The sequence below is a fragment of the Desulfovulcanus ferrireducens genome, assembly GCF_018704065.1.
Lineage (GTDB): Bacteria > Desulfobacterota > Desulfovibrionia > Desulfovibrionales > Desulfonatronovibrionaceae > Desulfovulcanus > Desulfovulcanus ferrireducens.
In genome coordinates, this window is sequence record NZ_JAGUQP010000007.1 from 1 (window position 1) to 13,725 (window position 13,725).

Below are 13,725 nucleotides of genomic sequence, written 5' to 3' on the forward strand. Positions count from 1 at the left end.
ACATGAACAAAATGAACAACGAAACAAATCGCCTAACTTATTGCCTTTATTGAAATATTTTTAACCGGACACTAGTGATGTAAAGTCTATTACTGGCCTTATGATACGGCCCTTAATCTGCGCAAAGGTAAGTATCAGTATGATTTTCAGCTTGTTCTATCTAAACTGGCTGCCAACCAAACTTTTGAGGAAACTTCGCAAAGAATTGCTGAAATATATGGCTATGAAATTTCTCAAGACACTGTTTATGAATTAACAAATGAGTATGCTGATGATGTCAGATTGACAGAAATAATTCCGACCAGAGAAGAAATAAAAGAGATTGTTGAAGGTGCGACCAAAGGGAGACGGCGTCGTCCTATCCTGGTTTTCGCTGTAGATGGTGCCATGGTTCCAATACGCACCGGAAAAGGCAAACCTAATGTCTGGAAGGAAGTTAAAGGAATACGCATTTATCTGCTCGATAACAAAAAAATCGTTCACCTGATCAGCTGGCATCAAATTGCAAACAAAGAACAATTTCGGGAGTTTCTGGTTAATCTTAAGGAAGAAGACCTATTTCCCATGGACAAAATCAGAATGTGTTGCATAGCAGATGGAGCAGAGTGGATATGGGACACTGTAGTAGAATTTTTCCCTGATTGCCGCCAGATTCTCGATTATTACCACTGCACAGAACATTTGCACAGGTTTGCCTCCTTAAAATACCGGGATGAGGTAGCGGCTAAAGAGTGGGTGGAGCAAACCAAAATCCGCCTTTTCCATAACAAAGTACAGCACGTTATTAGCGGTCTTAAGCGAATGAAATGTAGTCACGAGTTAAAAAAAGAGAGGGACAACCTGATACGCTATTTGTCAAAGAACAGGAATCGATTAGATTATGGCAAGGCGAAAAGAGGCGATTATCCTCTGGGAAGTGGAGCTATTGAAAGCGCCAATAAATTTATATGCCATACACGGTTGAAACGCTCGGGCGCCTGGTGGAAAGTTGAAAATGCCAATAATATTCTTAAGTTGAGGTGCGCACAGTATAACAACAAATATGATGAGAATTTTGCGAAGTATGAGCAAAAGCAAAAAGAAAACAAAGCAGAATTTGGGCCAAGATTGAAGCTAGTTAAATAACGGTGCAGCTATCGAATGCGCCCGTTAAATGTTGCGTTTCGCAAGATTGTATACCAAGTAACACTTTTGCGCTATTTACATTTATACAAAACACATACCTCAAAGCTCGATAGGTTATCTGACTCCTGCTCGGGCCTTAAAAAAATGGCAAGAAACACACCCTCGTCATTTTGTTAAATCGGTTTATAACGAAGCGAGACTTGACAACTATGACAAGCAACAAGCTATTTTGCTGTATTGTTGATGAGAGACTATGATTAAAAAATTAAAATCTTTACTTTCTAAACGAGATAAAGTTTTTTTATTTTTTTTACTTTCTTTTTCCATATTTATATCACTCATTGAAACAATAGGTGTTGGAGTGATAATGCCTTTTATGTCAATTGCTAATGATTTTTCTAAAATAGCAAGTAATAAAATCTTGAACAAGATTTATTGCTTTTTAGGGTTTAGCAGTGAATTAGAATTTGTAGTATATTTTGGTGTTTTTTTAGTATTTTTTTATATTTTCAGGGCAATAGTGAATTGTTTATATTTTTATATGCTTGCAAGATTTGCTGAAGGTAGGTACTATGTTTTTGCATATAGATTGTTTGGAAATTATATGGGCTATTCATATCGAGATTTTATAGAAAAGAACTCTTCCCATCTAATTAAAGTCATTATCAACGAAGCTAATAATCTTGTAAATTTAACTATAAAAGTTTTATTTGTAATGAGTGAAATTTTTGTAATGATTTTTATTTATTCATTTTTATTATATATAAATTGGAAAATGACAATTCTTTTGACTATATTTTTGGGTGTTAATATTGTCATTTTAAAACTGACAGTTTCTAAAAAAATAAAAACAGCAGGAGAACTTCGAGAACAAGCTCAAAGAAAATTTTATGAGATATTAAATTCATCTTTTGGTAATTTTAAAATGATCAAGTTAAAGGGAAATGAAGAGTTTTTAATAAATGAATTTAAAAAAGCAGGCAGTGTTTATATATTGGCAAATATAAAAAATCGCACACTTTCACATGTTCCAAGATTATTTTTAGAAGCTTTAGGATTTTCAATTCTTGCTATTATTGTAATTTATTTGATTATAAAATACCAAACAGATATAAAAGCGGCTATACCAATACTTATGGCTTTTGTTCTTGGCCTTTACAGGCTTCTTCCGAGTATAAATAGAATTATAGCATCGTATAATGAAGTTTTGTTTTATTCTAAAAGTTTAGAAATTGTGCATAATGAATTGATTTATGAGGTTGAAAGTTTGGGAGAGGAAGAGATTGAATTTAAAGAAGAAATTGAGCTTAGAAATATTAGTTTTGCATATGTAGAAGGTAAAAAGATATTAAAAAATATAAATTTAGCTATTAAAAAAGGTGAAAAGATTGGAATAGTAGGGGAAAGTGGTAGCGGAAAATCAACATTAGTTGATATTATTATTGGGCTTTATAAACCAAAGGATGGTAAACTTTTAATAGATGCTGTTGAATTAAGTGAAAAAAATCTTAAATCCTGGAGAAAAAAAATAGGATATATTCCACAATCGATATATTTATTTGACGGAACAATTGCTGAAAATGTTGCTCTTGGAAGTAAAGTAGATAGAAACAAAGTAAAAGAGGCCTTAAAAAAAGCCAGACTATTAGATTTCTTAGAGAGTCATCACAAAGGTATTTATACAGATGTTGGAGAAAATGGTGTAAAGCTCAGTGGTGGTCAGAAGCAGCGAGTTGCTATTGCAAGGGCAATTTATAATAATCCTGAAATTTTAGTTCTGGATGAAGCTACAAGTGCTTTAGATCATAATACAGAACAAGAGATTATGGAAGAGCTGTATGAGCTTGGAAAAGATAAAACAATGATAATCATTGCTCATAGAGTTTCAACACTTGATGGGTGTGATAGGATTGTAAGGCTAGAAGAAGGTAGAATAATATGATTTTTTCTGTAATTACTCCTACATATAATAGAGCTGATAAATTACATAGGGTACATGAGAGTATAAAGTATCAAACTTTAAAGAAGATAGATGATAAATATATTTTTGAATGGATTATCGTGGATGATGGAAGCAGTGATAATACAAAGGAGTTAGTAGAAAAATGGCAAAAAGAGGTTGATTGGCCTATTATTTATATTTATCAGGAAAATAGAGGAAAACCTCATGCTTTGATGAATGGAATTGAAAAAGCAAGGGGAGAGCTTACTTTAATAGCTGATAGTGATGATAAGTTTTTACCAGAAACTTTTGAAACATTTTATGATATTTGGCATGGGTTTAATGATGATGAAAAAGCTAAGTGTGGCGGGATTGGAGTTTTGTGTCAAGACCAGCATGGTCATCGCATTGGGTGTGATTATCCAGTTACACATCGGTTGATTCCATCCATTAAGGCAGTTTTTGGATGGAGAGATATTGGCTTAGGTGAAACGTGGGCAGTACTTAAAACCGAAAATCTAAAAAAAGCGTTTCAAATACCTGATGAAGCAAAGCATCTTAAATTTATTCCTGAAAGTTTTTTTTGGAATCGTATTATTTTTGAGATTCAACCTTACTCATTTTTCATCAATAAAGTATTGAGAATATATTATAGAAATGAGTCTGACAATATCAGTGATAATGTTAGATTGAAATATCCAGAAGGATTTTTGTTTGAATCAAAATGGTTTGTAACAAAATATTGGAAGATTGCTTGGCAATATCCAAAAATCTATTTAAAGCATATTATTAAATCAATATATTTTTCATGGAAATTACATATTCTACAAATGATAAAAATGGATTGTAAAAAAGTATCACCTTTATTAGGAATTGATAAAAAAGAACCTCATTATTATAAAAATATTAGAATGAAAACAGATACTTGTTTGCATGAACAGTTAGTAGATTATATAAATAAAATTAGTTGTAATAAAAAATTAAAAATATTAGACTGGGGTTGTGGGGAGGGTGCTTTATCTCAAAGACTTACAGACTTAGGCCATGAAGTTATAGCCGTAGATATGGATGCTAATAATTTTAAAGCTAATTGCAAATTTTTTCAAATTGATTTTAATTGTAAAGATGAAGTAGAAAATTTTTTAAATAAACATTATAATTTTGATATTGTATTAGGTATAGAAGTAATTGAACATGTAAAGTCACCTTATGAATATTTGGAATATATTGGTAGACTTTGCCAGAATAATACTATTGCAATAGTATCAACTCCAAATATTGCTTCATGGTGGGGTAGGTTTTGGTTTCTATTAACTGGTGAGCTTTGGGGATTTTCTTATGATAGTTGGGAAGAGCCTGGTCATATTAATCCTATAAGTGACATTGAAATGAAGAGAATATTGAAAGAAAAAAAATTTGAGTTAATAGATACTTGGGAAGGTGGAAAACTTCCAATTATTTGGCTTTATAATATTAAGAGGGTTTTAATAAGTTTATTTATGTTGCCTTTTCAGGTTATAATGAAGGGAAGGAAAGATGGTTGGGTATTGGTATATGTTTTTAAAAAAGGTAGTAATTTATAATGAAGATAGTATTTATTATTTCATCACTAGGAAGTGGAGGCGCAGAGAGGGTTTTAACACTAATTGCAAACTACTTATCTAATAAATATACAGTTACAATAATAACACTGTCAAGTGAAAAACCATTTTATAAAATTGATAAAAAAATTAAACTAATACAGTTAGATTTATTAAAAATTTCAAGAAATAAATTTGAGTCATTATATAACACTGTAAAAAGAATCTTAATATTAAAAAAAACTCTTAAACAAGTTAATGCAGATGTGAATATATCTTTTATGACTCATACAAATATTTTATCAATTATTGCTTCAAAATTAAATCAGCAAAAAATTATTGCTTCTGAGGATATAGAATATTATTATTATAATAATAAGTTTTTATTTTTTATAAGAAAAATAGTTTATAAATTTTCAGATTTTTTAATAGTAAAAACTTTTGCTGATAAAAAAAATTATGATTTTTTAAAAAAAGTATGTGTTATTGGTAATCCTTTACCAAGTATATCTTTTAAAATAGATTCTAAAAAAGAACCATTTATTTTAGCTGTAGGACGATTAGATAAACAAAAGGGGTTTGATACTTTAATCGAAGTTTATTCAAAAATAGATACAGATTGGAAACTATATATTGCTGGTGAGGGAAAGGAAAGAGAAAATTTACAAAGTTTAATAAAAAGTTTAAAGTTAGAAAATAGAGTAATATTATTAGGTATAAGAGAAGATATTTTTGAATGGTATGCAAAAGCTTCAATTTTTGTTCTTTCTTCAAGAAAAGAGGGGTTTGGAAATGTTTTAATAGAAGCGATGGCTTTTGGTTGTGCTGTAGTGAGCTTTGATTGTCCCTATGGTCCTAATGAGATTATTCAAGATGGTGTTAATGGTCTTTTGATTGAAAATCAAAATAGTCAAGCTCTTGCAGGAGCTATCAAAAAACTTATTGATGATCAGGTATTAAGAGAAAAACTATCACAAGAGGCACTTAAAGTAAGAGAGACTTACCATATTAAAAAAATTATTGGTGCGTGGGAAGAAGTGATAAGATTAGTTTTGTAAAAGGAGAGTCTACATTGGCAATTGTATATATTTTAGGTACAGGATACTGTGGAACGACTGTATTAGGCTTATCTTTAGGTGTCCATTCAGCAATTGTTGATATGGGAGAATTATCTTATCTTTTAGATAATATTAAAACTAAACAGAGTTTAGAAAATTTTTATTCAAAAATGAGTTGTTATTGTGGCACTATTATGCAAGAGTGTAGTTACTGGAAGGACTTTTATGAAATTTTAATTAACAATTTAGATAAATCATTTGCTGAAAAATATTTAATACATTATAATTTTTTTAAGAAAAAAAATCCAGATAAGATAATGGTTGATTCATCAATGAAACTGGATTACTTTAATCAAATAATTAAAGTAATCCAAAAAAATGAAGTCTACCCAATACTTATAACTAAAGATATTAGAAACTGGTCAATATCTGTAATAAAAAAACATGGTGGAAGTGTTTTTAAAAGATTTTTGGGATGGTATTTTAGAAATAGGAAATTTAGCAAAATCTCATATACACATTTAAAAATAGGTTATGAAGAGTTTGCTCTATTTCCTGAAGAAATTTTAGTGAAAATAAGTAACTATTTGAACATAGAGTTTGAAAAAGATATGTTGGAACCGTATAAATCTACAAGTCATCTGGTTTGGGGCAATAAAATGAGTAAAGATTCATCAAGAAAAAGTAAGATTTTTTATGATTACAGGTGGTTTAATAGCTATTCTGTTTGTTTGGCATTTACTCTAATGCCGTTTGTTAGAAAATTAAATAATACGTTGGTGTATTCTAATAATCTAATTTCTAAATTTAATTATAAGAAATGAAAACACATATACTAATTTCAAGTCACTCAAAAGCAAATGATATTTGGTATATAACAAACTATTTTTTAATGAAGTATTGGAAAGGAGATGTTGAAATATACCTTGGAGCGAATGGAGAAGATAGAAAAGAGTTTGTCCCAAATAGTTGGAGATATATCAACAATGGAGAAGATGTGTCATTCTCTAAAAGTTTGATGAGCTATTTAAGAGCTATAGATGAAGAGTATTTTATTTTAATGCTTGATGATTTTATAATTTTGGAAGAGGTTAATACCAAAAAAATAGAGAAAGCATTTGATTTTATAAAGTCTAACAATGGAGTTTATTTAAGACTTGTTCCAAATCCAAAAGGGGAGAAGAGAGTAGATAACGATTTTTCAAAAATCGATGTAGAGTCAAAAGTTCCTTATGTCACATCTTTACAAATGGCAATTTGGAAAAAAGATTTTTTAATGCAACTTTTATCTTATGACTTTTCTCCATGGGAGTTTGAACTTAAAGCTGGAAAGACCAAAGAGTCCATGGAGAATCGCGATAAATTTTTTGTTACTAATTATAACTTTATTAAATATACACATTTCGTTGAAAAAGGGAAGTTCTATCCCTATTTAAAAGATATTTTAAAAAAAGAGGGTTTGATTTTAAATTCAACAAGAGAGTTTTTAAGCGAAGAAGAGTTGAAAAATATGCAAGATTCTTGCTTGAAAAAAAGTATAAGAAATTTATTGCCTTCTCGATATATCAATTTTATTAGAAAACTTATTGGGAAAGAGCCATTATGAAAGTTGCTCTTGCCATCCGTTCTCTTGATATTGGTGGTGCAGAGCGTCAATTTATCGAACTGGTTAAACATATCGATAAAACCAGGTTTGATGTAACAGTGTGTACGATGTATGGGGGTGCGCAAGAAGAAATAGTTAAAAGTATTCCACTGATTACCTATTACAACCTCGGGAAAAAAGGGCGTTATGATTTTGTGACATTTTTCAAAAAATATCGTCAGCTTTTAAAAGAAATTCAACCGGATGTGACTTATTCTTTTCTTGGAGAGATGAACCTCTTTTCCCTGTGGTGCAAACCTAAAAAGTCGAAGATTATTTGGGGATTTCGAGCATCCAATATGGACTTGAAACAGTACGGTAAGGTTCCTCAGATACTCTTTTGGTTACAAAAGAGACTGTCATGTCGTGTCGATAGAATTATCGCCAATTCATCGGCATCAATAGAGTTTCATCGGACGCAAGGTTTTGATATGTCACGTGCCATGGTGATCCATAACGGTATCGATATAGAGAGATTTAAAAGAGATCACAATGCAAGATTAAAATTTCGTGACATGTACGGTGTTAGAGGTGACCAGATTGCCATAGGAATTGTGGCAAGGATCGACTATATGAAAGGATATACGGTCTTCGCTAAAGCGATGAAAAAAATTTTAGATCGATATGATCAGGTGAAAGCCTTTGCAGTAGGCGACGGAGATAGAACGATTAAAAAAAGGTGTGAAGAGATTCTTGGAGCTCATAACGGTGTGCGCTTTCAATGGCTTGGTCAAAGAGGAGATGTCGAGGTAGTCTATAGTGGATTAGATATTGCTGTCTCATCTTCTAGTTTTGGTGAAGGTTTCAGTAATTCGATTGCAGAAGCGATGAGTTGTGAGGTGCCATGTGTTGTGACTGATGTTGGAGATTCAAAGAAAATGGTTGGTGCTACAGGAATAGTTGTTGAGCCTAATAATGTAAACAGTTTATATTGTGGAATAAAAGAGATGATAAGCAAAAAGAATGTTATATCTCTTGGCAAGAAAGCAAGGAAAAGAATAAAAGAAAAGTTTTCAATTGAAAGAATGGTTATGAAAACGGAACGAGCACTATTTCATGTTATAGAATCAATGTAAATTTTATTTAAAAATAACGATTTTGAAGTATTATCAGACAAAATTGAAAATTCTCCATATAATTACTGACCTTAATACAGGCGGAGCTGAAGTGATGCTTTATAAACTTCTTTCCCGCCTGGATAGAAAAAAATTTTCTTGCCGCGTAATTTCTCTTTTGCCAATTGGTTCAATAGGAGAAAAAATTCAGCGCTTAGGTATCCAAGTTGACACGCTGAATTTAACCCGCGGCATTCCCTCTCTTTTAGCCTTTATAAAAACAATCTCTTTAATTCGTTCCTGGCGGCCAGATATAATCCAAACCTGGCTTTATCATGCTGATTTATTGGGGTTAATTGCGGCAAAAATTGCCTGTAAAGGCAGAGTTATATGGAACATCCGCTGTTCGAATATGGATTTTGCTCAGTACAGAAAATCAACTGCTTGGGTAGTAAAAATCAACGCTCTTTTTTCCTCATTCCCTGAAGCAGTAATAACTAATTCCTTTACAGCTAAAGACTATCATTTTAACCTCGGGTATAGCCCAAAGAGATTTCTAGTGATCCCTAACGGTTTCGAACTGGGAACGTTTAAACCAGATGATGCGGACAGGGAAAAAATTCGACAGGAACTTGGAATTTCAGCAAATGACTTATGTGTAGGAATGGTGGCCCGTTATGATGTGATGAAAGATCATAGTAATTTTTTGCGGGCGGCGGGATTGGTTAGAAAAGAGATGCCAGATGTGCAATTTATTCTCTGTGGGCAGGATGTTGATGACAAAAATAAGCAACTAATGGATCTAGTTCATAAGTTTGCGCTTGATAAAAATGTTTATTTGCTTGGGCTCAGAGAGGATATTCCCCGTTTGTTATCAGGCCTGGATGTCTATTCTTCTTCTTCTTTTGGTGAAGGCTTTCCTAATGTGATTGGAGAAGCCATGGCCTGCGGCCTTCCTTGTGTTGTCACAGATGTGGGAGACTGCTCCAGGATAGTTGGCGATACAGGTATCGTTGTACCGCCAAAGGATTCTCAGGCTTTGGCTAAGGGGATGTTAGCTCTCCTATCGATGCCGGAAGAAGATAGAAATAAGTTGGGATTAAAGGCCAGAAAAAGGATAGAAGAGCATTATAGTCTGAAGAAGATAGTGAAGCAGTATGAGCAATTGTATTTTTTAGTAAATTGATAATCTTCCTCCTTAACAAATCATCTATTCAAATATTTTTAATAGAGATCAGGACCCAGTTATGTGTGGAATAGCAGGCTTTATCGACTTTGCATGTTCGCAGAACAGATTTTCTTTGGAATCTACGGTTCGTAGGATGGCCGATACCTTAACTCATCGTGGCCCTGACGCTGGTGGAGTCTGGGTCGATGAACAAAGGAGCGTGGCATTAGGCCATCGTCGCCTGGCTATTATTGATCTTTTGCCTTCCGGGAACCAGCCCATGCTTTCTCCTGGAGGCAGATACATAATTGTTTTTAATGGGGAGATATATAATTTTCAGCAGTTACGGCAGGAATTGGCAGGAAGGAATATTGAATGGCGCGGGAACTCAGATACTGAAGTCATGCTGGCTGCTTTTGAGGTTTTAGGAGTAGAACGGGCAATAAAAAAATTTATTGGCATGTTTGCCTTTGCCCTCTGGGATAGACAAAAGCGTTGTCTGTATCTAGTGCGTGACCGTTTAGGCATCAAGCCTCTTTATTATGGTTGGGCAGGGAAGACATTTTTATTTGCATCAGAGCTTAAGGCACTACGAGCATATCCCGGCTGGTCGGCTGAGATAAACCGAAATGCGTTGTCTCTTTTTTTACGCCATAATTACATACCTACTCCTTATTCTATCTATGAGGGTGTTTTTAAACTCCAGCCTGGCACTATCCTTACTATCTCATTTGATAGTATTCCCGGTTCATTGCCAGAGCCTGATGTATACTGGTCGGCCAAAGAAGTTACGGAAGAAGGAGTTCGCAAACAATTTGCATTAAGTGAAGAGGACCTGGTCGAGCAGTTGGATTTATTGCTTAAAGACGCCATTGGTTTGCGCATGATTGCCGATGTACCTCTGGGCGCTTTTTTATCCGGTGGAATTGATTCCTCAACAGTTGTCGCTTTAATGCAGACCCAGTCACATAAGCCTGTTAAGACTTTTACTATTGGTTTTGAAGAGGAAGGATTTAATGAGGCTGTTCAGGCAAAGGCTGTAGCTGATTACCTTAAGACAGACCATACTGAGCTTTATGTTACGCCGAACCAGGCAATGGCAGTAATTCCAAAGTTACCCACTCTCTATGATGAACCTTTTGCTGATTCTTCCCAGATACCAACTTATCTGGTTTCTGAGCTTACCCGGCAGCATGTGACAGTAAGTCTTTCAGGCGATGGAGGAGATGAACTCTTTGGTGGGTATAATCGTTATTTCTGGGGACGAAGTATCTGGCAAAAGATTGGATGGGTTCCCGGTGGATTAAGAAATTTATTGTCTGGAGGCTTGACCCTCTTATCGCCTCAGGCCTGGGACAATTTGTTTATGAAACTTGAACCTATACTTCCTGGGAAAGTTGGACAACGTTTCCCAGGAGATAAGCTCCATAAACTGGCCGAGATTTTGGCGGTGGAGAATCCCGAGGCCATGTATCGCGGGCTGGTCTCTCATTGGAAGAAACCAGCCACAATAGTTTCTGGCGCTGTTGAACCGTTAACAGTACTGACTGATTCAAAACGTTGGGCGAACTTACCTGATTTTACTCTGCGAATGATGTTTTTGGACTTGGTCAGTTATTTGCCTGACGATATACTGGTCAAGGTTGACCGGGCCAGCATGGGGGTGAGTCTTGAAGCTCGAGTGCCTTTTTTGGATCATCGGGTTGTAGAATTTGCGTGGCGGGTGCCTCTTTCCTTGAAGGTCAAAAACGGCCAGGGGAAGTGGATATTAAGACGCGTATTATATAAATATTTGCCTAAAGAGTTGGTTGAGCGTCCCAAAATGGGATTTGGGGTGCCACTAGCTGATTGGTTGCGTGGGCCACTGCGTGATTGGGCGGAAAGCTTGTTAAATGAGGCGCGGCTGAAGCAGGAAGGCTTTTTTAATCCAGCACCAATTCGCCAGAAGTGGCATGAACATCTGTCAGGAAAACGTAATTGGCAGTATTATCTTTGGGATATCCTGATGTTTCAGGCCTGGTTGGAGCGCTGGGGGTAGTATTGGCAAAAAAGACAAAAATTTTATTTTTGGTTACAGAAGATTGGTATTTTTGGTCGCATCGTTTGCCCATCGCCAGAGCTGCCCGAGATATGGGCAAGGACGTTGTTGTAGCTACCAGGTTGCAGAAACATGCCAATCTTATTCGTGAGGAAGGTTTTCGACCAATATCCCTTTCCTGGAAAAGAAAATCTATTCATCCTGCCCGAGAATTGTTTTCATTCTATGAGATATTAAAAATATATAGGCAAGAGAAACCAGACATTGTCCACCATGTTGCGCTAAAACCAGTAATTTATGGTACTATTGCAGCGATATTTGCAGGCATTCCAGGTGTAATCAATGCGCTGGCTGGCATGGGATTTGTTTTTGCTTCCCAGCGTATAAAGGCTAGACTGGTTCGTCCTTTTTTGCTTTTTTTATTTCGTTTTCTTTTACAGCGTAAAAATACTTGGCTGATTGTACAAAATCCAGACGACAGAGAACTTTTTTTGAGCCGTGATATTTGTTCTAGAGATAGAATTATCCTCATACCTGGATCTGGAGTAGACACTGCGAAATTTCAACCTGTTCCTGAACCACGGAATGGTGTGCCTGTCATTGTCATGGTCTCCAGGATGCTTTGGGATAAGGGGGTTGGTGAGGTGGTGGAAGCAGCCAAAATTTTAAAGGATAAGGGCTATAAATTTGAGGTATGGCTGGTGGGCTCTCCTGATCCCGAAAATCCAGCATCCATTTTAGAAAAACAGCTATTGGATTGGCACGACAGTGGTTTGGTAAAATATCTGGGGTACCAGGAGGACGTGAGCCATATCTGGAGGCAAGCGCATATAGGTGTGTTACCCTCTTATAGAGAGGGGTTGCCAAAATCTCTTCTTGAGGGAGCAGCGAGTGGGCGTCCTCTTGTGACTACTGATACCCCTGGTTGCCGTGAGGTAGTTCGAGATGGCGAAAATGGTTTTCTGGTTCCTGTAAGGGATGCCAGTGCGTTGGCGGATGCCTTGGCCAAGCTTCTTGAAGACAGAGCGCTTAGGCACAAAATGGGAGAAAAGGGGAGAAGAATAGTTGAGAAAGAATTCTCCGAACAAATTGTAGTTGAGCAGACAATAAATCTTTATCAGAGGATATTAGAAAAAAGTATCTTAATATAAGGAAAGAATGTCCAAGGTTTTAGTCACTGGAGCGGCAGGATATATTGGCCAGCATCTTTGTCAGAGATTGCGTGCCTGTGGCAAACACATTCTAGCTTTGACTCGTGATCAGGTTACAGGCCCATGGGATGAAAATCTTGTGGCAGATATTGGTAAAGATTCAATTCCTGCCAAAAGCTTGACTGGTGTTGATACGATATTTCATTTAGCTGGCAAGGCCCATGCATTTTTCGAGCGCAAGGGAGAGGAAAAGGAATATGAGAAGATAAATGTGCAGGGGACCAGAAGTTTACTTGAAGCAGCAAGAAAAGCAGGCGTCAGCCGATTTATTTTTTTTAGTAGCGTCAAGGCCATGGGTGAGGGCGGACTGCAATGTCTGGATGAAACTTCGTCATGTCATCCGCAAACATCGTACGGAAGAACAAAGTTGGTTGCAGAAAATTTTGTTCTTCATGGTGGATATGTGCCTCATCCGGTTGTCTTGCGCTTGAGCATGGTTTACGGACCACGAGCAAAAGGAAATTTGTCACAAATGATTAAATTCATAAAAAAGGGGATTTTTCCTCCCTTGCCTGAGATAGAGAATAAACGCTCCATGGTCCATGTGGAGGATGTAGTACAGGCTGCGATACTGGCTGCTGAGAAGCCAGAGGCCCGGTCACAGCTTTACCTTGTAACGGATGGTAATGTTTATAGCACAAGGCAAATATATCTTTGGATAAGACAGATTTTGGGAAAAGGAGAACCTGTTTTCGCTGTGCCCTGGTTTGTTTGGCAGTTTGGTGCAAAGGCCGGTGATTTACTTGGTGGCCTCAGAGGCAGAAGATTTATTTTTGACTCACAAACTCTGGATAAACTTTTTGGTTCTGCGTGGTATAGTTCGGCCAAGATAAAAAAAGAGCTTGGCTTTAAGCCTAGATGGGATTTGCAGTCTGCTATGCCGGAAATAATATATGCGTGAGT

At 35.7% G+C, this 13,725-nt stretch carries 10 protein-coding genes and 1 pseudogene; all 11 read left to right on the top strand.

What is annotated here, in order from left to right:
* Window positions 1-825: 825 nt before the first annotated feature.
* A pseudogene (locus KFV02_RS11550) lies at window positions 826-1,125 on the top strand (ISKra4 family transposase); the annotation flags it as partial.
* A 253-nt stretch (window positions 1,126-1,378) separates the two neighbouring features.
* The gene (locus KFV02_RS03705; RefSeq protein WP_252380189.1) at window positions 1,379-3,067 is read left to right on the top strand and encodes an ABC transporter ATP-binding protein/permease; all 1,689 of its coding nucleotides are present in this window, start codon (window positions 1,379-1,381) and stop codon (window positions 3,065-3,067) included.
* Window positions 3,064-4,650 carry a glycosyltransferase gene (locus tag KFV02_RS03710; protein ID WP_252380190.1) on the top strand — a complete coding sequence of 529 codons (1,587 nt, stop codon included), beginning with the start codon at window positions 3,064-3,066 and terminating at the stop codon, window positions 4,648-4,650. Before KFV02_RS03705 ends, KFV02_RS03710 begins: the two co-directional genes overlap by 4 nt.
* Window positions 4,650-5,705 carry a glycosyltransferase family 4 protein gene (locus KFV02_RS03715; protein ID WP_252380191.1) on the top strand — a complete coding sequence of 352 codons (1,056 nt, stop codon included), beginning with the start codon at window positions 4,650-4,652 and terminating at the stop codon, window positions 5,703-5,705. The genes KFV02_RS03710 and KFV02_RS03715 overlap by 1 nt, the downstream gene beginning before the upstream one ends.
* A gap of 14 nt (window positions 5,706-5,719) precedes the next feature.
* A complete protein-coding gene (locus tag KFV02_RS03720) occupies window positions 5,720-6,529 on the top strand; it encodes a hypothetical protein (protein ID WP_252380192.1) in 810 nt (269 codons plus the stop codon).
* Window positions 6,526-7,311, top strand: coding sequence for a hypothetical protein (locus tag KFV02_RS03725; protein ID WP_252380193.1), 786 nt, complete (start codon window positions 6,526-6,528; stop codon window positions 7,309-7,311). Before KFV02_RS03720 ends, KFV02_RS03725 begins: the two co-directional genes overlap by 4 nt.
* A complete protein-coding gene (locus tag KFV02_RS03730) occupies window positions 7,308-8,426 on the top strand; it encodes a glycosyltransferase (protein ID WP_252380194.1) in 1,119 nt (372 codons plus the stop codon). The genes KFV02_RS03725 and KFV02_RS03730 overlap by 4 nt, the downstream gene beginning before the upstream one ends.
* Window positions 8,427-8,517: 91 nt before the next feature.
* Window positions 8,518-9,591, top strand: a complete 1,074-nt coding sequence (locus tag KFV02_RS03735) for a glycosyltransferase family 4 protein (protein WP_353617285.1) — start codon at window positions 8,518-8,520, stop codon at window positions 9,589-9,591.
* A gap of 61 nt (window positions 9,592-9,652) precedes the next feature.
* Complete coding sequence (gene asnB / locus KFV02_RS03740; protein WP_252380196.1) at window positions 9,653-11,611, top strand: asparagine synthase (glutamine-hydrolyzing); 1,959 nt, start codon at window positions 9,653-9,655, stop codon at window positions 11,609-11,611.
* Window positions 11,551-12,762 carry a glycosyltransferase family 4 protein gene (locus KFV02_RS03745; protein WP_252380197.1) on the top strand — a complete coding sequence of 404 codons (1,212 nt, stop codon included), beginning with the start codon at window positions 11,551-11,553 and terminating at the stop codon, window positions 12,760-12,762. Before asnB ends, KFV02_RS03745 begins: the two co-directional genes overlap by 61 nt.
* Window positions 12,763-12,769: 7 nt before the next feature.
* Window positions 12,770-13,723, top strand: coding sequence for an NAD-dependent epimerase/dehydratase family protein (locus KFV02_RS03750; protein ID WP_252380198.1), 954 nt, complete (start codon window positions 12,770-12,772; stop codon window positions 13,721-13,723).
* The last annotated feature ends 2 nt before the right edge of the window (window positions 13,724-13,725 follow it).

Coding starts and splice junctions, on each gene's coding strand:
- KFV02_RS03705 (WP_252380189.1), top strand. CDS start 1,379: ATGATTAAAAAATTAAAATCTTTACTTTCTAAACGAGATAAAGTTTTT.
- KFV02_RS03710 (WP_252380190.1), top strand. CDS start 3,064: ATGATTTTTTCTGTAATTACTCCTACATATAATAGAGCTGATAAATTA.
- KFV02_RS03715 (WP_252380191.1), top strand. CDS start 4,650: ATGAAGATAGTATTTATTATTTCATCACTAGGAAGTGGAGGCGCAGAG.
- KFV02_RS03725 (WP_252380193.1), top strand. CDS start 6,526: ATGAAAACACATATACTAATTTCAAGTCACTCAAAAGCAAATGATATT.
- KFV02_RS03730 (WP_252380194.1), top strand. CDS start 7,308: ATGAAAGTTGCTCTTGCCATCCGTTCTCTTGATATTGGTGGTGCAGAG.
- asnB (WP_252380196.1), top strand. CDS start 9,653: ATGTGTGGAATAGCAGGCTTTATCGACTTTGCATGTTCGCAGAACAGA.
- KFV02_RS03750 (WP_252380198.1), top strand. CDS start 12,770: ATGTCCAAGGTTTTAGTCACTGGAGCGGCAGGATATATTGGCCAGCAT.